At 65.9% G+C, this 20169-nt stretch carries 24 protein-coding genes; 15 read left to right on the top strand and 9 right to left on the bottom strand.

The window, feature by feature from the left end:
- Window positions 1-51: 51 nt before the first annotated feature.
- Complete coding sequence (locus DC366_RS12320; protein ID WP_108692509.1) at window positions 52-582, bottom strand: gamma-glutamylcyclotransferase; 531 nt, start codon at window positions 580-582, stop codon at window positions 52-54.
- Window positions 583-713: 131 nt separating this feature from the next.
- Between DC366_RS12320 and DC366_RS12315 the strand changes: the two genes are divergently transcribed.
- Window positions 714-1730, top strand: a complete 1017-nt coding sequence (locus tag DC366_RS12315) for a DUF2125 domain-containing protein (protein WP_108692508.1) — start codon at window positions 714-716, stop codon at window positions 1728-1730.
- Window positions 1731-1733: 3 nt separating this feature from the next.
- On the opposite strand, the gene DC366_RS12310 is transcribed toward DC366_RS12315, so the two are convergent.
- From DC366_RS12310 to rpsD, 4 genes are all read right to left on the bottom strand, one after another.
- Entirely contained in the window at window positions 1734-2669 is a 936-nt protein-coding gene (locus DC366_RS12310) for an extensin-like domain-containing protein (protein ID WP_108692507.1), read from the bottom strand.
- A complete protein-coding gene (locus DC366_RS12305) occupies window positions 2666-3583 on the bottom strand; it encodes a prephenate/arogenate dehydrogenase family protein (protein ID WP_108692506.1) in 918 nt (305 codons plus the stop codon). The genes DC366_RS12310 and DC366_RS12305 overlap by 4 nt, the downstream gene beginning before the upstream one ends.
- Complete coding sequence (hisC, locus tag DC366_RS12300; protein ID WP_108692505.1) at window positions 3580-4665, bottom strand: histidinol-phosphate transaminase; 1086 nt, start codon at window positions 4663-4665, stop codon at window positions 3580-3582. The genes DC366_RS12305 and hisC overlap by 4 nt, the downstream gene beginning before the upstream one ends.
- Window positions 4666-4793: 128 nt before the next feature.
- Window positions 4794-5414 carry a 30S ribosomal protein S4 gene (rpsD, locus tag DC366_RS12295; RefSeq protein WP_108692504.1) on the bottom strand — a complete coding sequence of 207 codons (621 nt, stop codon included), beginning with the start codon at window positions 5412-5414 and terminating at the stop codon, window positions 4794-4796.
- 233 nt (window positions 5415-5647) lie between these two features.
- Between rpsD and DC366_RS12290 the strand changes: the two genes are divergently transcribed.
- From DC366_RS12290 to DC366_RS12260, 7 genes are all read left to right on the top strand, one after another.
- Entirely contained in the window at window positions 5648-6580 is a 933-nt protein-coding gene (locus DC366_RS12290; RefSeq protein WP_108692503.1) for an AEC family transporter, read from the top strand.
- A gap of 82 nt (window positions 6581-6662) precedes the next feature.
- A complete protein-coding gene (gene fghA / locus DC366_RS12285) occupies window positions 6663-7496 on the top strand; it encodes an S-formylglutathione hydrolase (protein ID WP_108692502.1) in 834 nt (277 codons plus the stop codon).
- Window positions 7486-8940, top strand: coding sequence for a Si-specific NAD(P)(+) transhydrogenase (gene sthA / locus DC366_RS12280; protein ID WP_108692501.1), 1455 nt, complete (start codon window positions 7486-7488; stop codon window positions 8938-8940). Before fghA ends, sthA begins: the two co-directional genes overlap by 11 nt.
- A gap of 10 nt (window positions 8941-8950) precedes the next feature.
- Window positions 8951-9397 (top strand): YaiI/YqxD family protein, encoded by a 447-nt coding sequence (locus tag DC366_RS12275; protein ID WP_108692500.1) that lies wholly within the window; start codon window positions 8951-8953, stop codon window positions 9395-9397.
- A gap of 10 nt (window positions 9398-9407) precedes the next feature.
- On the top strand, window positions 9408-10364 hold the full coding sequence (locus DC366_RS12270) for a DMT family transporter (protein ID WP_108692499.1): 957 nt from the start codon (window positions 9408-9410) through the stop codon (window positions 10362-10364).
- Entirely contained in the window at window positions 10361-10981 is a 621-nt protein-coding gene (locus DC366_RS12265; RefSeq protein WP_108692498.1) for an HAD family hydrolase, read from the top strand. The genes DC366_RS12270 and DC366_RS12265 overlap by 4 nt, the downstream gene beginning before the upstream one ends.
- Entirely contained in the window at window positions 10978-11895 is a 918-nt protein-coding gene (locus DC366_RS12260; protein WP_108692497.1) for an ornithine cyclodeaminase family protein, read from the top strand. The genes DC366_RS12265 and DC366_RS12260 overlap by 4 nt, the downstream gene beginning before the upstream one ends.
- A 69-nt stretch (window positions 11896-11964) precedes the next feature.
- Here DC366_RS12260 and DC366_RS12255 read toward each other — a convergent pair whose 3' ends face one another.
- Entirely contained in the window at window positions 11965-12924 is a 960-nt protein-coding gene (locus DC366_RS12255; RefSeq protein ID WP_108692496.1) for an L-malyl-CoA/beta-methylmalyl-CoA lyase, read from the bottom strand.
- 306 nt (window positions 12925-13230) lie between these two features.
- On the opposite strand from DC366_RS12255, the gene dgcN reads away from it, so the two are divergent.
- From dgcN to DC366_RS12240, 3 genes are all read left to right on the top strand, one after another.
- Window positions 13231-14232: an N-acetyltransferase DgcN gene (dgcN, locus tag DC366_RS12250; RefSeq protein ID WP_108692495.1), complete on the top strand. Its 1002-nt coding sequence runs from the start codon at window positions 13231-13233 to the stop codon at window positions 14230-14232.
- 66 nt (window positions 14233-14298) lie between these two features.
- Complete coding sequence (gene dgcA, locus DC366_RS12245) at window positions 14299-15258, top strand: N-acetyl-D-Glu racemase DgcA (protein WP_108692574.1); 960 nt, start codon at window positions 14299-14301, stop codon at window positions 15256-15258.
- A gap of 5 nt (window positions 15259-15263) precedes the next feature.
- Window positions 15264-16121: a D-amino-acid transaminase gene (locus DC366_RS12240; RefSeq protein ID WP_108692494.1), complete on the top strand. Its 858-nt coding sequence runs from the start codon at window positions 15264-15266 to the stop codon at window positions 16119-16121.
- Between the two features lie 49 nt (window positions 16122-16170).
- Here DC366_RS12240 and DC366_RS12235 read toward each other — a convergent pair whose 3' ends face one another.
- The 3 genes from DC366_RS12235 to DC366_RS12225 are packed head-to-tail and all read right to left on the bottom strand — an operon-like array spanning window position 16171 to window position 17614.
- A complete protein-coding gene (locus DC366_RS12235; RefSeq protein ID WP_108692573.1) occupies window positions 16171-16485 on the bottom strand; it encodes a DUF1244 domain-containing protein in 315 nt (104 codons plus the stop codon).
- Entirely contained in the window at window positions 16485-16859 is a 375-nt protein-coding gene (locus DC366_RS12230; RefSeq protein WP_108692493.1) for a 5-carboxymethyl-2-hydroxymuconate Delta-isomerase, read from the bottom strand. Before DC366_RS12230 ends, DC366_RS12235 begins: the two co-directional genes overlap by 1 nt.
- 14 nt (window positions 16860-16873) lie before the next feature.
- Window positions 16874-17614: an N-formylglutamate amidohydrolase gene (locus DC366_RS12225; protein ID WP_439331659.1), complete on the bottom strand. Its 741-nt coding sequence runs from the start codon at window positions 17612-17614 to the stop codon at window positions 16874-16876.
- A 126-nt stretch (window positions 17615-17740) separates the two neighbouring features.
- Here DC366_RS12225 and pyk point away from each other — a divergent pair, with 126 nt between their 5' ends.
- The 4 genes from pyk to rplT all read left to right on the top strand — a co-directional run bounded on the left by pyk (window position 17741) and on the right by rplT (window position 20145).
- A complete protein-coding gene (pyk, locus tag DC366_RS12220; protein ID WP_108692492.1) occupies window positions 17741-19186 on the top strand; it encodes a pyruvate kinase in 1446 nt (481 codons plus the stop codon).
- A 34-nt stretch (window positions 19187-19220) separates the two neighbouring features.
- The gene (locus tag DC366_RS12215; protein ID WP_108692491.1) at window positions 19221-19445 is read left to right on the top strand and encodes a hypothetical protein; all 225 of its coding nucleotides are present in this window, start codon (window positions 19221-19223) and stop codon (window positions 19443-19445) included.
- Window positions 19446-19566: 121 nt separating this feature from the next.
- The gene (gene rpmI / locus DC366_RS12210; RefSeq protein WP_108692490.1) at window positions 19567-19767 is read left to right on the top strand and encodes a 50S ribosomal protein L35; all 201 of its coding nucleotides are present in this window, start codon (window positions 19567-19569) and stop codon (window positions 19765-19767) included.
- 12 nt (window positions 19768-19779) lie between these two features.
- Complete coding sequence (gene rplT / locus DC366_RS12205; protein ID WP_108692489.1) at window positions 19780-20145, top strand: 50S ribosomal protein L20; 366 nt, start codon at window positions 19780-19782, stop codon at window positions 20143-20145.
- Window positions 20146-20169: the final 24 nt, after the last annotated feature.

Genomic DNA, 20169 nt, shown 5'->3' with positions numbered 1-20169 from the left:
CTTGTTTCGTTTGGCGCTACCCTACGCGGATCGCCGCGCCGCGCCAAGGCGTTAAGCGCAAAGGCTGCGCACCCTGTCGGCCAGCCATTCCAGATCGGTATCGGCGATGCCCAGTTCGGTCAGATGCGCAGCGGTGTTGTAGAGATACTCGGTATTCGGCCCCCTGTCGCCGACGGCGCGGGCGATGATGCGGGCCTGCTCCTCCAGCGGAAGGGCGCCGCAATATTGCACATGATGCGGGTCGATCACATAGGTCACCGCCTCCACCGTCTGGCCGTCCTCCAGCCGGATCTGCAGCATCCGCTCCAGATAGGCCGAGGAGATCAGCTCGCGCGCGCGCAGATATTCCAGCGTTTCGCGCTCTTGCCCCGGTGCTGCGGCCAGCGCGACACCGTGGCACTGCGCCCCCTGGCTTTGGTCCAGCGCCAGCACGAGGCCCGGCACGGTTTCGGTCCCCCGATGGTGGATCGAGCGCATGCAGAAGCTGCGCGCGTAATCCGGTAATGTGGCGATCGCCTTTTGCGCCACGTCGAAACCGGGGTTCCAGACCAGCGATCCATAGCCGAACACCCACATCGTCATATCGCACGTCCTTTTTTCCGCCCGCCCGCCGACGCGGCCGTTTTATGCCTCGTTGCGCGGGCGGCGCCATGGGCATCGCCCGCAAACACTCTATAAACATCATTGTAAAGAAATGCGAAAGGGGGCCGGGCATGCGCATATTGCTGGCAATCGTCATCACGCTGGCAGCGGCCTGGGCCGGGTACTGGTTCATCGGGTCCAGCGCGCTGCAGTCAGGGCTGGCCGCGTGGTTCGATGCGCGCCGCGCCGAAGGGTGGGTGGCCGAATACAGCGATCTGTCGGTCAAGGGATTTCCCAATCGGTTTGACACCACGCTCAGCGATCTGCGCCTCGCGGATCCGGCCGCCGGGCTGGGCTGGGAGGCCCCGTTCCTTCAACTCCTGACGCTCAGCTATACGCCCAACCACATCATCGCCGTCTGGCCGCATGAGCAGCGGATCACGGGCCCCGGCGGCGCGTTCACGCTGGCCAGTGACGATATGCGCGCCTCGGTCGTGGCCGATCCGAACACCACGCTGGCGCTGCGGCGCAGCACGCTGACGGCCGAGGATGTGGCCCTGACGCCCGACGACGGCAGCGGCGCAATCTCGGCCGGGGTACTGCGGCTGGCGGTCGAGCGGCTGGAGGACGCGTCGGCCACCCATCAGCCGCGCTATCACCTGGGCCTGCTGGCGCAAGACGTGGCGCCGCCTGCGCCGGTGATGGCACTGCTGGAGGGCGATATTTCGCTTGCGCGGGTGATCGATCGGATCGCTGCCGATCTGACGGTCGATTTCGATGCGCCCTGGGACCGCTACGCGCTGGAGGATGCGCGCCCGCAGCCGACGCGCATCGCGGTCAAATCGGCCGGTCTGCACTGGGGCGCGATGTCACTGGAGGCATCCGGCGCGCTGCGCGTCGATATCGGCGGCAGGCCCAGCGGCACGTTGACCGTCTCGGCGCGGGGCTGGCGGCAGATGCTGGATATCGCCGCCGAGGCCGAGCTGCTGACACGCGATCTGGCCGATACCGCCGAGCGGGCGCTTGCCGTCATGGCCGGCGGCAATGAAAGCGACGCGGCCCTGAACATCCCGCTGACGTTCAAGGGCGGGCGCGTCTGGATCGGACCAATCCCGATAGCACCCGCGCCGGTGCTGCGCCTGAACTGAGCGTCAGCGGCAATAGCTGCCGCTGCGATAGCGGGCGGTGTCGAAATGGAAATGATCGCGGTGAAAGCGGTCCGAATTCGGGCCAAGCACGGTCCCGAACGGGCCGCAGGCCGAACGGTGCATCTGTTGCAAGATACGGCCCTTGGCGCCGCCACCCCAATCCTGAAGCACGCTGATGCTGCGCCCGTCGCGCATCCTGAAACCGGCGATGTCGATGGCATGGCCCTTGCCATGCTCGGACACTTTCGCGCCTTTCTGGTTGTTGCGCGCGCGGCAGGAATAATGCGCGGCGACATGAAGCTGCGAGACACCGCCGCCATAGTTGCCCACGGCCGGGGCCATGCCCTTTTGCATCCACGCCTTGATGGTGCGCGCGGTCTGGCAATCCATCAGCGCCTGCTGGCTCAGCGCGATGCCATTGATGCTGCGCACCTTGACGGCGTCTTCGATTCCGCAGCCGCTGATACGGCCGGGCACGCGGCCGACCTCCTCGCCCTGGATATCGGCGTCGCCGCAGACCGCCCCGCGCGCCAGGGTGCGCTTGCGCTCCTGCGTCTGTCGGTCCATGCCCAAGGGCCGCAAGAGCGGGCGCAGCGACGAGAAAAGACCGCTGCGCGCTTGCTGCTCGACAGCCGTCGGCGGTGTCCCGGCAGTGGCGGCGCGGTTCGAGGGATGGGCCTGGGACGCGACATCAAGCGGGGGCGTCGCGGGCGCAGGCGCGCGGGCCGGGCTGAGCGCGACCTGCGGCGGCACCAGCGCGGGCGGGCGCGCCTGCGGGCGGACATGCGTATAGAGCGGACGCGCCCGCACCGCCGCACCGCTGGGCGCCGCGCCTTGCACCGAGGGGCGGGCAACGGGGCGCGGCGACGTATCGGGGGCGCCTGCAACCGCGGCGCTGGTGGCGGCGATCAGCGCCAAGGCGATCGCGGCCCGCCTCATCCCTTGCGCGCCCGGCCAAAATCAGGTGCGTCGGTGTCCTGCCCCGCCTCGATGATGCCGCGGCGGATGGCGCGGGTGCGGGTGAAATACGCGTGCAGATGATCGCCGTCGCCGGTGCGGATCGCGCGTTGCAGCGCGAACAGCTCTTCGGTGAAGCGCCCGAGGATCTCCAGCGTCGCCTCACGGTTGTTCAGGAACACATCGCGCCACATGGTGGGATCGCTGGCGGCAATCCGGGTGAAATCGCGGAAACCGGCGGCGGAATACTTGATGACTTCGCTGTCCGTTACCCGGCGCAGATCGTCGGCGACGCCAACCATCGTGTAGGCAATGAGGTGCGGCGCGTGGCTGGTCACGGCCAGAACCAGATCGTGATGGTCGGCCTCCATCTCGTCGGTCAGCGCGCCGATGGCTTTCCACAATGCTTCGAGCCGGTCCACGGCGGCGCGGTCCGCGCCCTCCTGTGGCACGATCAGGCACCAGCGGTTGTCGAAAAGCTCGGCAAAGCCCGACCGCGGGCCGGAATGTTCGGTTCCTGCCAGCGGATGCGCGGGAACGAAATGCACGCCCTGCGGCAGATGCGGCGCGACCGCGTCGATTACCGCGCGCTTGACCGAGCCGACATCGCTGAGCGTCGCGCCCGGCTTGAGCCCCGGCGCAATCTCGGCGGCGACGTCGCCCATCGCGCCCACGGGCACGCACAGCACGACCAGATCGGCGCCGCGGACGGCGGCCAGCGCGCTGTCCTCGATCCGGTCGCAAAGGCCGATCTCGCGCGCGGTCTGCCGCGTTTCGGCCGAGCGGGCATAACCCACCACCTCGCCCGCCAGCCCGGCGCGGCGGATCGCCAGCGACATCGATCCGGCGATCAGGCCAAGCCCGATCAACGCGATGCGGCCGTAAAGCGCGGTCATCGCGCGGTGGCCATGAATTGCCCCACGGCATGCGCGACGCGCCGACAGCTGGCCTCGTCGCCGACGGTGATGCGCAGGCAGTTGGGCAGGTTGTAGCCCGCAACGCGCCGCACGATCAGACCTTCGGATTTCAGATGCTCGTCGCAGGCCTCGGCCTCGGCGCGGGTCGCGAAACGGGCAAGGATGAAATTGCCCAGCGACGTGTCCGACGGCACCCCATGCTCGCCCAGCGCCTCGGCCAGCCAGGCGCGCCAGCGGGTGTTGCCCTCGCGGCATTTCTCGGCCCAGTCGGTATCGCGCACCGCGGCCTCTGCTGCGGCGAGTGCGGCGCTCGACAGGTTGAACGGGCCGCGCACCCGCGCCAGCACCGAAATCACGTGATCGGGGCCATACGCCCAGCCGATCCGCAGCCCGCCAAGGCCGTAAAGCTTGGAAAAGGTGCGCGTCATCACCACGTTCTGGCGTGCCTCGACCAGCGACGCGCCGCCATCGTAGCCATCGACATATTCGGCATAGGCACCGTCCAGCACCAGCAGCACATGATCGGGCAGGCCCGCGGCCAGCCGCGCCACCTCGCCCTCGCCGATCATGGTGCCGGTGGGATTGTTGGGATTGGCGATGAAGACCAGCTTTGTCGCATCGGTGCAGGCGCCGAGGATCGCATCCACGTCCGTCACGCGCTCGCGCTCGGGCACTTCCACCGGGGTGGCGCCATTGGCCAGCGCACTGATGCGATACATGCCAAAGCCGTGCTCGGTATGGATCACCTCGTCCCCCGGCCCCGCATAGGCTTGGCAAAGGAACGAAATCAGCTCGTCACTGCCCGCGCCGCACAGGATGCGCGCGGGATCGAGCCCGAAGATCTCGCCGATGGCGCCGCGCAGCTCGGCATGATCGGAGGACGGGTAGCGGTGCAGATGATACGAGGCCTTGCGGAACGCATCCTTTGCCGCCTCGCTGGGACCGAAGGGGTTCTCGTTCGAGCTGAGCTTGACCGCGTTGGCGATGCCCGGCACATGCGCCGCCCCGCCCTGGTAAAGCGTGATGTCCAGAATTCCCGGCTGCGGTGTGATGTTGCTCATGCGCCCCCCTCCAACAGCGCCCGTTTTAGCCACCGCGCCCGGCCTTGACCAGCACCAAAGGAAAGGGCCGCCCCGGTTTCCCGGCGCGGCCCCTGCCCTGTGGCATATGTGCAGAATGAAGCGATGCTTTAGTTCTGCGCGTAGAATTCGATAACCAGGTTCGGCTCCATCATCACCGGATAGGGCACGTCCGACAGGCCCGGCGTGCGCACGAAGGTGGCGGTCATCTTGGAGTGATCCGCGTCGATGTAATCGGGCACGTCACGCTCGGCCAGCTGGGTGGCTTCCAGAAGGACGGCCAGTTGCTTGGACTGCTCGCGCACCTCGATCACGTCACCCTCTTTCACGCGGTAGGAGGGGATGTTGACGCGCTGGCCGTTCACCTTGACATGGCCGTGGTTCACGAACTGGCGGGCGGCAAACACGGTCGGCACGAACTTGGCGCGGTAGACGACGGCGTCCAGACGACGCTCCAGCAGGCCGATCAGGTTCTCGCCGGTGTCACCCTTGACGCGGGCCGCCTCGACATAGACGCGCTTGAACTGCTTTTCGGTCAGGTCGCCGTAATAGCCCTTGAGCTTTTGCTTGGCGCGCAGCTGGAGGCCGAAATCGGAAATCTTGGCCTTGCGGCGCTGGCCGTGCTGGCCGGGGCCGTATTCACGGCGATTCACCGGGGATTTCGGACGACCCCAGATGTTTTCGCCCATGCGGCGGTCGAGTTTGTACTTGGCAGACGTGCGTTTGGTCACGGCTGATCTCCTTCTTATGCGTTGCGAAGGGCGTTGTCCTTTGGATCGCTCCCGACAGGCATCCCCTTGCGGGGGCCACCAACACCAATGAAGCCGCGCTTATATCGGGGTTTGGGGCGGAGTCAACGGGCGCCGTGCCAAAAGGCGCAAACCCCTCTGGCGGGACCATTTGGCAATAAATAAAAGGCGCCGCCTTGCGATTGACGCCGCGCGCCGGGCTGCTACCAAGTGGCATGGCCGCGATTTTCCTGTCAACCTTGCCGTTCTTCATGGTCATCGCTGCCGGCTACGGCGCGGGGCGCAGCGGGTTTTTCACGCCGGAGGCGACCGCGTGGCTGACCAAGTTCGTGTTCTATTTCGCCCTCTCGGCGATGCTCCTGCGGTTTTCGGCCAATCTCAGCCTGCGCGAGATTTTCGAGCCGTCCTTCGTGCTGGCCTATCTGTGCGGCTCGGCCGTCGTCTATGGGCTGGCGACGGCGGTGTCGCTCGTGCGCGGCGCCCGCGCCGAGGAAGCGGCGATCGAGGCGCAATGCGCCGTTGTCGGCAATGTCGGGTTTCTGGGCATCCCGATGCTGGCGATGCTGATGGGCGAGGCCGCGATCGCGGCGGTGATGATGGTGCTGGCGGTCGATCTGATCGTCTTCGGCGCGCTGATCGTGATCGTCATCACCGGCACGCGCGACGGCCGGATGCGCCCGGCGGTGCTGGGCACGGTCGGGCTGGGCCTGCTGAGGAACCCGATGATCGTGTCGATCGTGCTGGGGCTGGCATGGTCGGGCCTGCAACTGCCGATCCCCGGCCCGGTCAACGAATTCCTGATCATCCTCGGCGGCGCCGCGACGCCCGGCGCGCTGTTTGCCATCGGCGCGTCGCTGGCTGGAAAATCGGCCGAGCGGCCCTATGTCGCGACGTGGCTGAGCCTTTGCAAGCTGGTGCTGCACCCCGCCGCGGTGGCCGTCGCCGCGCTGTTGATCTTTGACGTGGACCCCTATTCAGCCGCCGTCATGATCGCCGCCGCATCGCTGCCGGTGGCGGGAAACGTCTATATGCTGGCGCAGCATTATGGCGTGGCGCCGCAGCGCGTGTCGGCATCGATCCTGATTTCCACGGTGCTGGCGGCGGTGACGGTGTCGCTGGTCATCGGTTGGGTCCAGCCGCTCTATTGAGGCGTCTTTATACGTTTCAACCGGGTGAACCGCCTGTTAAGCATATACGTGACACAACGATTTCGCAGATAGGAGTGCCGTCATGGAAACCAAATCGGAAAATGCCTGCTTCGGGGGTGTTCAGGGCGTCTATACGCATGCGTCGAAGGCCACCGGAGGCGATATGACCTTTGGCCTGTTCCTGCCGGCCGAGGCCAAGGATGGCCCGGTTCCGGTGCTGTGGTTCCTGGCCGGGCTGACCTGCACCCATGAGAACGCCATGACCAAGGCCGGGGCGCAGGCCTGGGCCGCCGAGCAGGGCATCGCGCTGGTCTTCCCGGACACCTCGCCGCGCGGCGAGGGTGTGCCCAATGATGATGCGTTCGACATGGGCCAGGGGGCGGGCTTTTACGTCAATGCCACGCAGGCGCCTTGGGACAAGCATTTCCAGATGTGGGACTACGTGGCCGAAGAACTGCCCGCGCTGATCGGCGCGGAATTCAGCGTCGACATGGACCGGCAGGCGATCACCGGCCACTCGATGGGCGGGCATGGCGCGCTGACGCTGGCGATGGGGCTGCCGGGGCGCTTTCGCTCGGTCTCGGCCTTCTCACCCATCTGCAACCCGATGCGCAGCGACTGGGGCCGCAAGCAGCTGACCGGCTATCTGGGCGAGGACGAGAGCGCGTGGGAGGCCCATGACGCCAGCATGCTGATGAAAAGCAAGGGGTTCGACGGCCCGATTCTGGTGGATACCGGCACCAACGATCAGTTCATGGATCTGCTCATGCCCGAAACGCTGGCCCATGCGGCGGCGCAGCGGCGCCAGCAGGCGATCCTGCGGATGCAGCCGGGATACGATCACAGCTATTTCTTCATCTCGACCTTCATGGAGGATCACGTGACCTTCCACGCAGAGGCGCTTTATGCCGGCTGAGCGCAAGCACGATTACGATCTGATCGTCATCGGATCCGGCCCGGCGGGCCGGTCCGCTGCTATTCAGGCGGGCAAGCTGAACCGCAAGGTTCTGGTGATCGACCGCAAGGAGCGACTGGGCGGCGTGTCGGCGCATACCGGCACCATCCCGTCCAAGACGCTGCGCGAGACGCTTCTGAACCTGTCGGGCTGGCGCGAGCGCAGCTTTTACGGGCGTGCATACCGCGTGAAGGACGATATCGGGCCCGAGGATCTGCAGGCGCGGCTGCACAAGACCATCGATTACGAGGTTGACGTGCTGGAGCACCAGTTCAACCGCAACCATGTCGAGACGCTTTATGGTCTTGCCGCCTTCACCGGCCCCAACGAGGTGGAGGTCAAGGTCGAGGCCGGCAAGGCCACGCGCCTGACCGCCGACAGGTTCCTGATCGCGACCGGGACCAAGACCTACCGGCCCGACACTTGCCCGTTCAACGGCAAGACGGTGCTGGACAGCGACGAGTTTCTGGAGCTTGCCACGATCCCGCGCAGCCTGACGGTGATCGGCGCGGGCGTGATCGGGGTGGAATACGCCACGATGTTCGCCACGCTGGACGTGCGCGTCACCATGATCGAGCCGCGCGATACGTTCCTGGATTTCATCGACAAGACCCTGATCGAGGATTTCACCCATCAGATACGCGAAAACGGCGTCGATCTGCGGCTCGGATCGGGGATCAAATCGATCGAGGATGAGGGGCGCCATGTCGAGGTGACGCTGGAAAATGGGCGTCACGTGCGCTCGGACATGCTGCTGTTCGCGGCGGGGCGCATGGGCGCGACCGCCGGCCTCGGGCTGGACAAGGCGGGGCTGAAGACGGACCATCGCGGACGGCTGGAGGTGGACCGCAAGACCTATCAGACGAGCGTGCCGCATATCTATGCCGCCGGCGACGTGATCGGCCATCCCAGCCTTGCCTCCACCTCGCTGCAGCAGGGGCGCATCGCGGCGTGTCACGCGCTCGACACGCCCACCCTGCCTGAAAGCCCGTGGTTCCCTTACGGCATCTACTCGGTCCCCGAAATCAGCACTTGCGGCATGTCCGAAGAGGAAATGAACGAGCGCGGCATTCCCTACGAGGTCGGCATCGCGCGCTTTCGCGAGACATCGCGCGGCCACATCATGGGGCTGGAGCATGGCATGCTGAAGATGCTGTTTTCGCTGAAAACGCGCCGCGTTCTGGGCGTGCAGATCGTCGGCGAGGGCGCGACCGAGCTGATCCATATCGCGCAGGCGGTTCTGAACCTGAAGGGCACGGTGGATTACTTCGTGCAGAACACGTTCAACTATCCCACGCTGGCCGAAGCCTACAAGATCGCGGGGCTGGATGCGTTCAACCGCATGCCGATCCCCGAGGAATACAAGGTGCATCGCGACAAGGCCAAGAAGACGGCGGCGGAATGAGGCGCGCGGCATGATCTATATCGATGCCGACGCTTGCCCCGTCAAGGACGAGGCGATCCGCGTCGGCACGCGCCATGGCTGGGTCGTCCACATCGTCTCGAACGGCGGCCTGCGCCCCTCGCCGCACCCGCTGGTGCAGACGGTCATCGTGCAGGACGGCCCGGACGTGGCCGACATGTGGATCGCCGAGCGCGCAGGCCCGGGCGACGTGGTCATCACCGGCGACATCCCTCTGGCCGCGAAATGCGTCGAGGCGGGGGCGCTGGTGCTGAAACATAATGGCGAGCCGCTGACAGGCGCCAATATCGGCAACGTGCTGGCCACGCGCGATCTGATGGCCGATCTGCGCGCGGCGGACCCCTTTCGCCAGGGCGGCGGCAAGGGCTTTACAAAGGCGGATCGCTCGCGCTTTCTGGACGCGCTGGAACGGGCGGTCAGGCAGGCCCGCGCCACCTGAGGATTTTGCGATGAAGGCCGTGGCAGAACCGGGCAACAACACAATGGGCGCGGTCTGCGCCCTGTCCGCGATCCTGTGCTTTTCCTTCGTGGATCTGGGGATCAAGCTGCTGAGCGAGGGGTATGCGCTGCATCAGGTGGTGTTCCTGCGCTCGCTGGTCAGCCTGACCTTCTTTCTGGCCGTGATCCTGCCGCTCGGCGGCGGCTGGAGCGTCCTGCGCACGCGGCGCCCCGGCGCACATCTGCTGCGCGGGGCGTTCATCGTCTGCGCCAATGTCTGCCTCTTCCTCGGCCTTGCGGCGCTGCCCATCGCCGATGCGGTGGCGATTTTTTTCGTCTCGCCGCTGGCGATCGCCGTCATGTCGGTCATTTTCCTTGGCGAAACGGTGGGTCCGCGCCGCTGGGCGGCCATCGTTTTGGGGCTGGTCGGCGTTCTGCTGATCGTGCAACCGGGCACGGAGGCGTTTCAGGCCGCGTCCCTGCTGCCGGCCATTTCGGCGCTGCTATACGGGGCGATGCACATGGTCACGCGCCGCGTGCGCACCACCGAAAGCGCGACGACCATGACGTTCTACGTGATCATCACCTTCCTCGTCTCCAGCGCGATCATAGGGCTGTTCATCGGGGACGGGCGGTATGAGGGCGGCCCGCATCCGGCGCTGGAGTTCCTGTTGCGCGCATGGGCGCCGGTGACGCGCGCGGATATGTGGATCATCCTCATGCTGGGCGTCGCCGGGGTCATGGGCAGCTGGCTGATCAGCCAAGCCTACCGGCTGAGCGAGGCGGCCTTTGCGGCGCCCTTCGAATACGCGGCGATGCCGATCTCGATCTTCTGGGGGGTCGCGTTCTTCGACACCTGGCCTCAGCTGAACGCGTGGGCCGGGATCGTGCTGATCGTCGGATCGGGGCTTTACATGCTCTGGCGCGAAAGCGCGGCAGGCAGGCCCAAGCCGCGGTATCGCCGGTGACGCCCCGCGCAGTCGTCTTCGACATCGGCAATGTGCTGATCGAGTGGCGGCCGGAGCGGTATTTCGACCGCCTGATCGGCCCTGAACAGTGCCGCGCGCTCTTTGCTGCCGTGGATATCCACGCCATGATGCAGCGTATCGACAGCGGCGCGGGCTTTGGCGCCGAGATCGCGCGCACCGCCGCCGCCCATCCGGATCATGCGGACCAGATCCTGCATATCCGCGATCACTGGTGCGATATCGCCCAGCCGGCCATCCCCGGATCCGTCCGCCTTCTGCTGGCGCTGAAGGCGCGCGGCGTACCGGTTTTCGCGCTGTCGAATTTCGGCGCCGAGAATTTCCCGCGCAGTGCCGCGCAATTTCCTTTCCTGACCGAGTTCGACCGCGCCTATATCTCGGGCCCGATGGGCATGGCCAAGCCTGACCCGGCCATCTACGCCGCTGTCGAGGCCGATTGCGGCATCCCCCCTGCCTGCCTTCTGTTCACCGATGACCGGTCCGAGAATATCGCCGCCGCCGCCGCGCGCGGCTGGCAGGTGCATCTGTTTGACGGCGCCGCCGGATTAGCCCAACGTCTGGAAACCGCAGGTCTGCTGAGCCAAGGAGAACACCGATGAGCGTCACCATGATCCCCTTCGCCGAGGGCGAGGCCAATCTGAAATGGCTGGACCTGTGCGACGCGTTCGAGCGCGGCCATGCCATGCAAAAGGCCGAGATTGCCGACACGCTGCTTTATCGCGGCAAGGACACGCTGCTGAACCGCTCGGCCTGGATCGACGGGCTGGGGCTGGCGGTCAAATGCGCGTCGGTCTTTCCCGGCAATCCGGCCAAGGGCCAGCCGATGATCAACGGCGTGGTCAACCTTTTCGATGACGCGTTCGGCACGCTGGAGGCGATCATCGATTTCCACCTTGTGACCAAGTGGAAAACGGCGGGCGACAGCCTGTTCGCGGCGCGCCGTCTGGCCCGGCCGGACAGCGAGAACATCCTGATCGTCGGTGCCGGCACGGTCGGGCGCAGCCTGTGGCAGGCCTATCGCGCGCAGTGGCCGGATGCGCGCTATACGGTCTGGAACCGCACCCGCGCCAATGCCGAGGAGATGGCGGCCGATTGTCCCGGCCTGAGCGTCGCCGATGATCTGGAGGCGGCCGTGCGCGCCGCCGATATCGTGACCTCGGCGACCATGAGCACCGATGCGTTCATCAAGGGCGAGTGGTTCCGGCCCGGCCAGCATATTGACCTGATCGGCGCCTATCGCCCCGACATGCGCGAGGCGGACGATACCGCCATGGCGCGCGCACGGATCTTCGTGGACAGCCGCGAGACGACGGTGGACCATATCGGCGAATTGATGTCCCCGATCGCCGCGGGCGTCATCGCGCCCTCCGATATCGTCGCCGATCTTTACCAGCCCGGCGCCTTCGAACGCCGGTCCGAGGACGAGATCACGCTTTTCAAGAACGGCGGCGGCGCACATCTGGACCTGATGACCAGCCGCTACATCCTCGACGCGTGGCAGGCAAACCCCTGAGCTGAAGCGGCCTCACTGGCAGTTGCACGGGCGGCCCGGATGCGCGCCGCCCGCCCCCTGCGACGCGGCTCAGCCGCCTGCGATCATCTCGGACTGCTTCACGATGACCTCGGCCTGCTTGATGCTGGCGATATCCACCAGACGGCCCTTGTAGACGGTCGCGCCCTCGCCCTTGGCCTTGGCCTCTTCCATCGCCGCCAGGATCTCGCGCGCTTCGGTCACGGCGGCCTCGGACGGGGTGAACACCTCGTTGCACAGCGCGATCTGCTTGGGGTGGATCGCCCATTTGCCCACCATGCCCAGCGTCGCCGAGCGCAGCGCCTGCGCGCGGAATCCCTCGTCATCCGAGAAATCGCCGAACGGGCCATCCACGGGCAGCAAGCCATGCGTCCGGCACGCCGCGACGATGGCCGCCTGCGCCCAGTGCCACGGATCCGACCAATGTTTCGCGCCCTCGTGCAGCATGTAATAGTTTTCCTGCGTCCCGCCGATTCCGGTCGTCGCCATGCCCATCGAGGCGGCGAAATCGGCCGCGCCGAGGCTCATCGCCTGCAAGCGCGGGCTGGCTGCCGCGATTTCCTCGACATGGGCGATGCCTGCGGCGCTTTCGATGATGACCTCGAAGCTGATGGGTTTGGTGCGCCCCTTGGCGCGCTCGATCGCCGTGACCAGCGCATCGACGGCATAGATGTCGCCCGCGCAGCCCACCTTGGGGATCATGATCTGGTCCAGCCGGTCGCCCGCCTGCTCCAGCAGGTCGACCACATCGCGATACCACCAGCCGGTGTCGAGGCCGTTGATCCGCACGCTGAGATATTTCTTGCCCCAATCAACCGAGTTGATCGCGTCAATCGTCTGCTTGCGCGCCAGATCCTTGTCATTCGGGCTGACCGAATCCTCCAGATCGATGTTGATGACATCCGCGGCGCTGGCGGCCATCTTCTCGAACAGTTTCGCGTTCGAGCCGGGGCCGAACAGCTGGCAACGGTTGGGACGGGCAGGCGCGGGGGGCTGCAGGCGGAAGCTCATGTGACGAACCTTTCAAATAAGGATGTTGCGCAAGGGTCGTGCTGATCGGTATGAAATTACGCCGCGAGGCACAAGCCGATTTCGCGGTTGCAGCATTCCGCAGACCCGCGCTGCTGGGTGGGTAGATATGAAGATGCTTCGTCAATAAAGGTCATTGACGCAGGTTTATTGCATTTTTTCCGCTCGCGTCTGGATTTAAAGTATGTTTTGCCGTGAAATACGCCGAAAACAACGGTATCACTAAGCAAGATCGCGAATCCGCGCCGGCACGCGACACCGCGCCACGCTCAACCAAGGACATGCGCCATGATCCAGACGCCATATCTTCTGTTCCTGGGCGATGCGCCCGACATGCTGGCCGCGAAGGTCGCCATCGGCATCCGCGACTGGCGCCCCGAAAACGCGGTGGGCCAGTTCCGTATGCCCGGCTGCGGCGCCGATCTGGGGCTGACGGACATGACGCTGAGCGCCGCGCGGGACGCGGGCGCCAGGACGCTGGTCATCGGCGTTGCCAACCGGGGCGGCGTCATCTCGCCCAGGTGGAAGGAGGTTCTGCTGCAGGCGCTCGCCATGGGCTATGATCTGGCCAGCGGGCTGCACAATCTTCTGCGTAACGAGGCCGATCTGGTCGCCGCAGCCAGGGAACATGGGCGCACCCTGCATGACGTGCGCATCCCCTCCGTGCAATACCCCATCGCCAACGGCGAAAAGCGCCGCGGCAAGCGCTGCCTCGCCGTCGGCACGGATTGCGCGGTCGGCAAGATGTATACCGCCATGGCGATGGAGCGTGACATGACGGCGCGCGGCTTGAAGGCGACGTTCCGCGCCACGGGCCAGACCGGCATCCTGATCACCGGCGAGGGCGTGCCGCTGGATGCCGTGATCGCCGACTTCATGGCCGGCTCGATCGAGTATCTGACGCCGGACAACGAGGCGGATCACTGGGACATGATCGAGGGACAAGGCAGCCTGTTTCATGTCTCGTATTCCGGTGTGACGCTGGCGCTGATCCATGGCGGCCAGCCCGACGCGCTGATCCTGTGCCACGAGCCGACCCGCACCCATATGCGCGGCCTGCCCGGCTATGCCCTGCCCACGCTGGAGCAGTTGCGCGATACCGCCCTGCCGCTGGCGCGCGTCGCCAACCCCGATTGCCGCGTCGCCGGGATCTCCGTGAACACGCAGCACATGAGCGAGGCAGATGCGCGCGCCTATCTGGACGAGGTATCGCAGCGGATGGACCTGCCCGCGACGGACCCCTACCGTTTCGGATCGGACGTGCTGGTGGATGCGCTGGCGGCGATTTAGCGGCGGCCGACGCCCCGTGGCGGGCGCATGGATTTGAGTATTTGGACCAAGATGAAGGACGGGCGCATGCAGGTTTCAGTGACGCGGGATGTGTTCAGGCTGGCGCAGGTGTTCACCATCAGCCGCGGCTCGCGCACGCAGGCCGAGGTTCTGACGGTGCGCGTGCGCGACGGCGCGCATGAGGGGCGCGGCGAGTGCGTGCCCTATGCGCGTTATGGCGAGACGCTGGACAGCGTGGCCGACCAGATCGAGGGGGCGTCGGTGACGGATCGCGCGGCGCTCCATGAGATGCCTGCGGGGGCGGCGCGCAATGCGCTGGACTGCGCGCTGTGGGATCTGGAGGCCAAGCGCGCCGGGCGGCGGGTCTGGGATCTGGCCGGGCTGCCCGCTCCGGGCCCCGAGATCACCGCCTATACCCTGTCGCTGGATACGCCCGGCGCGATGCGGGCACAGGCCGCCAAGAATGCGCACCGGCCGCTTCTGAAGATCAAGCTGGGCACGCCCGATGACATGGACCGGCTGGAGGCCGTGCGCGCGGGCGCGCCGAAATCGACGATCATCGTCGACGCCAACGAAGGGTGGAGCGCCGATATATATGCGGACCTCGCGCCCCATCTTCTGCGTCTTGGCGTCGCGCTGGTCGAGCAGCCGCTCCCTGCGGATGCCGATGACGCCCTGCTGGGCATGGACCGGCCCGTGCCGGTCTGCGCCGACGAGAGCTGCCACGACCGCGCCAGCCTGGCCGCGTTGAAGGGCAAGTATGATGTCGTCAACATCAAGCTGGACAAGACCGGCGGCCTGACGGAGGCGCTGGAGCTGCGCCGCGCGGCGCTGGAGCAGGGCTATCGCGTCATGGTGGGCTGCATGATCGGCAGCTCGCTTGCGATGGCGCCCGCGACGCTGGTTGCGCAGGGCGCGATGGTGACAGACCTTGACGGGCCGCTCCTGCTGGCCGAAGACCGCGATACACCGCTGACATTCGACAGAGCCGGGGTGCATCCCCCCGCGCCGGACCTTTGGGGATAGAAACCATGCGAACCGTATACCTGAACGGCGATTACCTGCCCGAGGACGAGGCGAAGGTCTCGGTCTTTGATCGCGGCTTCCTGATGGCGGACGGCGTCTATGAGGTGACGAGCGTGCTGGGCGGCAAGCTGATCGATTTTGACGGCCACCTCGTGCGGCTGCGGCGGTCGCTGTCCGAACTGGACATGCAGGAGCCCGCCGCGATGGGTGATCTGCTGGAGATTCACCGCGAGCTGGTGGCGCGCAACGAGATCGACGAGGGCCTGATCTATTTGCAGGTCACGCGCGGCAATCCCGGCGATCGCGATTTCCACTATCCGCCCGAAGGCACCGCGCCGACCTTGGTGGTGTTCACGCAGGCCAAGCCGGGGCTGGCCGCATCGCCGCTTGCCCAGCGCGGCGCGCGGGTGATTTCGGTGCCTGACATGCGCTGGGGGCGCCGCGACATCAAGACGGTGCAACTGCTCTATCCGTCGATGGCCAAGATGATGGCGCAAAAGGCCGGGGCTGACGACGCATGGCTGGTGCAGGACGGGCTGGTGACCGAGGGCACCTCCAACAACGCCTATATCGTCAAGGACGGGCGCATCATCACCCGCGCGCTGAGCAATGATATCCTGCATGGCATCACCCGCGCCGCCGTGCTGCGCTTTGCGCGAGAGGCGCAGATGGAAATCGAAGAGCGCAGTTTTACCCTCGACGAGGCAAAGGACGCGGACGAGGCGTTTTTCACCTCCGCCAGCGGTTTTGTCACGCCGGTGGTGGAAATCGATGGCTGCAAGCTGTCAGGGGGCACGCCCGGCGCCGTCGCAACGCGCCTGCGCGAGATCTATATCGACGAAAGCCTCAAGCGCGCCACCTGATCGCGGGGCGCGCCTGTCGTCCTCATGCAGACGCCCGGCGCGCGCCGCGTCAATCCTTGGTGCCGACATTCTCGGCGAAGGCTTTCTTGAACGCTTCCTGCTGCTCGGCGCTGGCGTCGGTCTGATGGGCCGCTTTCCATTCGTCCATCGTCATGCCGTAGTAGATTTCGCGCGCCTCGGTCTTGTCCATCTCGATGCCGCGCTCGTTCGCGGCCTCCTGATACCAGCGGCTCAGGCAGTTGCGGCAGAACCCGGCAAGGTTCATCAGGTCGATATTCTGCACGTCGGTGCGGTCTTCCATCAGGTGCTTGCGCAGCCTGCGGAATGCGGCCGCCTCCAGCTCGGTCTGTGTCTGCTTGTCCATCATGTCACTCCCTCGTGGTTCATCGTCTCATCCGGCAGCACGCGCTTGGCATAGGCGCTGTCCAGATCGGCAAGGTTCACCGACAGGCTGTGGACCTGCGGCAACGCCTCGGCCATGACGCGCAGGATCGTCTGCGCCAAGTCTGACTTGGTATCGCCATCGCGTCCGGGCAAGAGCAACAGTGTCGCATGGGCATAGCTTTGCCCTTGGGTACCGGACAGATGCGCGCCCGATTGATGCGTGCGCAGCTTCAGCGTCTCGGGCTTGGGGATCGCGGGATGCGCGGCCAGCGCGTCCATCAACGCCGCGCAAAGCGCCTGCATGCCGCCACCCGGCGCGGCATCGGGGGAATGTTCGATCACGACATGCGGCATGGCGTCTCCTTTCGTCAAAGGCCCGTGCGGGCCAGCGTTTCGGTCAATATCGGCGCAAGTCGCGCCGCCCAGGCGCGCTGCTGCGCAGGGGTTTCGATCAGGTCGTTGCGCAGTTCGATCAGCACGTTCAGGCGATGCTGCGCGATGGCGTGCCGGTCGATCGTATCGCCGGGAAGGTGGCCGGTATAGGGCCGGTTGTCGCCGACGCTCAGATCCGGCTCGGCGGCGAGCCGCGCGATCAGGGGATGGGCAAGCCGGGTGTCCTCTGCATAAAGGACGCCCACCTGCCATGGCCGCGGCGGCCGCCCGCGAAGCTGCGGCGTGAAGCTGTGGATCGACACGATCACCGGCGCGGCGCGGCGCGCGGCCAGATCGGCAATGGCCGCATGATAGGGACGGTGGCACAGCCGCATCCGCTCGGCCGCGTTCAGATCCGAAATGCCGCGATTGCCGGGAATGATCGTGCCGTCATAAAGCTGCATGATCAGCGTCGGATCATCCTCGCCCCGGTTGGGATCGATCACAAGCCGCGAGAAGCGCGACAGGACCGCAGGCCCCTCGAGCGCCGCAGCCAGGGCGCGGCTGACGCCCGCGGCGCCCGGATCAAAGGCGATGTGCCGCGCCATGTCGGCGGGGGCGACCCCCAGACAGCCACCATTCACGAAATCCGGCACGATATTCGTCGCATGATCGCACAGCACCATCCAGCGCCCGCCGCGATCCGACCCTTCCACATCGACTGCATGATATGTCACGCGCTCAATTCCATCCGGTTAAATCCGCGGCCCCGCATCAAATGCTGGCATCATCGGCACGTCAATGTTAGCGATAACCCCGAAGTATCTGTTCCGGCACCGCCCCAGCACCAAGGGATTCCACATATGAGACGCCATCGCAACGTCAAGATCGTCGCCACGCTCGGGCCCGCATCCGCGACCTATGACATGATCCGTGCCCTGCACGAGGCCGGCGCGGACGTCTTTCGCCTGAACATGAGCCATGGCGATCACGAGGGCATCCGCGAAAAGCACCGCATCATCCGGCAGGTGGAAAAGGATCTGGACAGCCCGATCTGCATTCTGGCCGATCTGCAGGGGCCGAAACTGCGCGTCGGCGTCTTTGCCAATGGCGAGGAAGAGCTGGAGCCGGGCGCGGCCTTCCGCCTGGATCTGGACAAGGCCGAGGGCGACGCGCAGCGCGTGTGCCTGCCCCATCCCGAGATTTTCGCGGCGCTCAAACCCGGCGCGAGCCTTTTGGTCAATGACGGCAAGATCCGCCTGACCGTGACCGATTGCGGCAAGGACCACGCAAATTGCGAGGTCGTCGTCGGCGGCACGATCTCGAACCGCAAGGGCGTGAACGTGCCGGATGTGGAACTGCCGCTGGCGGCCCTGTCGGACAAGGACCGCAAGGATCTGGAGTTTGTCTGCCAGCTGGGCGTCGACTGGCTGGCGCTCAGCTTCGTGCAGCGGCCACAGGACGTGAACGAGGCGCGCGATCTGGCCGATGGCCGCGCCGCGATCCTGTCGAAGATCGAAAAGCCGTCGGCGGTGACGCGTTTCAACGCGATCCTCGCGGCCTCGGACGGCATCATGGTGGCGCGCGGCGATCTTGGGGTCGAACTGCCGGTGCAGAACGTGCCGCCGATCCAGAAACGTCTGGTGCGCGCCTGCCGCGCGGCGGCCAAGCCAGTGATCGTCGCGACGCAAATGCTGGAATCGATGATCGAATCGCCGGTGCCCACCCGCGCCGAGGTCAGCGACGTGGCCACCGCGATCTACGAGGGCGCGGACGCCATCATGCTTTCGGCGGAATCGGCGGCCGGCAGCTATCCGGTCGAGGCGGTGACGACGATGGACAATGTCGCGCGCGAGGTCGAGAACGATCCGACCTATACCCAGATCATCGAAGCCTCGCGCATTGCCGCACGCACCACCGTGGCCGACGGCATCGTCGCCGCCGCGCGCGAAATCGCCGAGACGACCGATATCAAGGCGATCTGCTGCTTCACCCAGTCGGGCACCACCGCCCTTCTGACCGCGCGCGAGCGCCCGCGCGTGCCGATCATCGCCATGACCTCGCAGCGCGGCACCGCGCGGCGCCTCGCGCTCAGCTGGGGCGTCAACTGCGTGATGACGCCCGAGCTGGAGCGCTTCAAGCAGGCGGTCATCATCGCGGCGCGCGCGGCGCGCACCCAGGGCTATGCCACGACGCTGGACCAGATCGTGGTGACGGCGGGCGTGCCGTTCAACGTGCCGGGCACCACCAACATCCTGCGCGTCGCCCCATGTCAGGAAAGTTTGATCTACGCCACCGACCCAAGCTAGGATACCGGGATATTTCCAAACAGGATGATTTCTCATGACCCCTGACCTGATATTGGTGATCGGCATCGTACTGGGGGTCTTTTCCGTCCCTTCGATCATTTCGGCCCTGTCCGATCGCCGCCCGCCCCGCGTGGCCGCCCTGGTGCTGATCGCATCCGGTTGCCTGATCGTCTGGGCGATCCAGAAAAAGCCCAGCGGCTACGCGCTGCGCGACGTGCCGAACGCCTTTGTGCGGGTGATTGGCCAGATCGCCCGCTGATCGCGGCTTTGGCCCTTGCGGCGCGGGGCGATCACCCCTAAAAGGCGGACTTCACCCGCGCGTCCGGCCCGTAGTGGCATGCCGAGTCGCGCGTTCGACCGAACTTCAAGAGGAGCCGGAAATGCCCAAGATGAAGACGAAATCGAGCTGCAAGAAGCGGTTCAAGATCTCGGCCACGGGCCGGATCATTGCAGGTCAGGCCGGCAAGCAGCACGGCATGATCAAGCGCAGCAACAAATTCCTTCGCAATGCGCGCGGAACCACAACCCTGTCAAAGGCCGATGAGCAGATCATCAAGCCGATGATGCCCTACGCGCGCTAAGGAGGATCAGGCATGTCCCGAGTCAAAAGCGGCGTCGTCACGCACGCCCGTCACAAGAAAGTCATCAAGGCCGCCAAAGGCTATTATGGCCGTCGCAAGAACACCTTCCGCGTCGCCACGCAGGCCGTTGACAAGGCCAACCAGTATGCAACGCGCGACCGCAAGAACCGCAAGCGGAGCTTCCGCGCGCTGTGGATCCAGCGGATCAACGCCGCCGTGCGCAGCCATGACGAGGCGCTGACATACAGCCGCTTCATCAACGGTCTGGCGCTGGCCGGGGTCGAGGTGGACCGCAAGGTTCTGGCCGATCTGGCCGTTCACGAGCCCGCAGCCTTTGCCGCGATCGTCGAGCAGGCCAAGGGCGCCCTGCCCGCCTGAGCCGCGCGCACACGACAGATAGCA

The organism is Pelagivirga sediminicola (genome assembly GCF_003072125.1).
GTDB classification, from domain to species: domain Bacteria; phylum Pseudomonadota; class Alphaproteobacteria; order Rhodobacterales; family Rhodobacteraceae; genus Roseovarius; species Roseovarius sediminicola.
Note: the sequence above shows the minus strand (reverse complement) of the source record. Positions and strands in the feature narration are given on the sequence as shown.

Coding starts and splice junctions, on each gene's coding strand:
- DC366_RS12320 (WP_108692509.1), bottom strand. CDS start 582: ATGACGATGTGGGTGTTCGGCTATGGATCGCTGGTCTGGAACCCCGGT.
- DC366_RS12315 (WP_108692508.1), top strand. CDS start 714: ATGCGCATATTGCTGGCAATCGTCATCACGCTGGCAGCGGCCTGGGCC.
- DC366_RS12310 (WP_108692507.1), bottom strand. CDS start 2,669: ATGAGGCGGGCCGCGATCGCCTTGGCGCTGATCGCCGCCACCAGCGCC.
- DC366_RS12305 (WP_108692506.1), bottom strand. CDS start 3,583: ATGACCGCGCTTTACGGCCGCATCGCGTTGATCGGGCTTGGCCTGATC.
- hisC (WP_108692505.1), bottom strand. CDS start 4,665: ATGAGCAACATCACACCGCAGCCGGGAATTCTGGACATCACGCTTTAC.
- DC366_RS12290 (WP_108692503.1), top strand. CDS start 5,648: ATGGCCGCGATTTTCCTGTCAACCTTGCCGTTCTTCATGGTCATCGCT.
- fghA (WP_108692502.1), top strand. CDS start 6,663: ATGGAAACCAAATCGGAAAATGCCTGCTTCGGGGGTGTTCAGGGCGTC.
- sthA (WP_108692501.1), top strand. CDS start 7,486: ATGCCGGCTGAGCGCAAGCACGATTACGATCTGATCGTCATCGGATCC.
- DC366_RS12275 (WP_108692500.1), top strand. CDS start 8,951: ATGATCTATATCGATGCCGACGCTTGCCCCGTCAAGGACGAGGCGATC.
- DC366_RS12270 (WP_108692499.1), top strand. CDS start 9,408: ATGAAGGCCGTGGCAGAACCGGGCAACAACACAATGGGCGCGGTCTGC.
- DC366_RS12260 (WP_108692497.1), top strand. CDS start 10,978: ATGAGCGTCACCATGATCCCCTTCGCCGAGGGCGAGGCCAATCTGAAA.
- DC366_RS12255 (WP_108692496.1), bottom strand. CDS start 12,924: ATGAGCTTCCGCCTGCAGCCCCCCGCGCCTGCCCGTCCCAACCGTTGC.
- dgcN (WP_108692495.1), top strand. CDS start 13,231: ATGATCCAGACGCCATATCTTCTGTTCCTGGGCGATGCGCCCGACATG.
- dgcA (WP_108692574.1), top strand. CDS start 14,299: ATGCAGGTTTCAGTGACGCGGGATGTGTTCAGGCTGGCGCAGGTGTTC.
- DC366_RS12240 (WP_108692494.1), top strand. CDS start 15,264: ATGCGAACCGTATACCTGAACGGCGATTACCTGCCCGAGGACGAGGCG.
- DC366_RS12235 (WP_108692573.1), bottom strand. CDS start 16,485: ATGGACAAGCAGACACAGACCGAGCTGGAGGCGGCCGCATTCCGCAGG.
- DC366_RS12230 (WP_108692493.1), bottom strand. CDS start 16,859: ATGCCGCATGTCGTGATCGAACATTCCCCCGATGCCGCGCCGGGTGGC.
- pyk (WP_108692492.1), top strand. CDS start 17,741: ATGAGACGCCATCGCAACGTCAAGATCGTCGCCACGCTCGGGCCCGCA.
- DC366_RS12215 (WP_108692491.1), top strand. CDS start 19,221: ATGACCCCTGACCTGATATTGGTGATCGGCATCGTACTGGGGGTCTTT.
- rpmI (WP_108692490.1), top strand. CDS start 19,567: ATGCCCAAGATGAAGACGAAATCGAGCTGCAAGAAGCGGTTCAAGATC.
- rplT (WP_108692489.1), top strand. CDS start 19,780: ATGTCCCGAGTCAAAAGCGGCGTCGTCACGCACGCCCGTCACAAGAAA.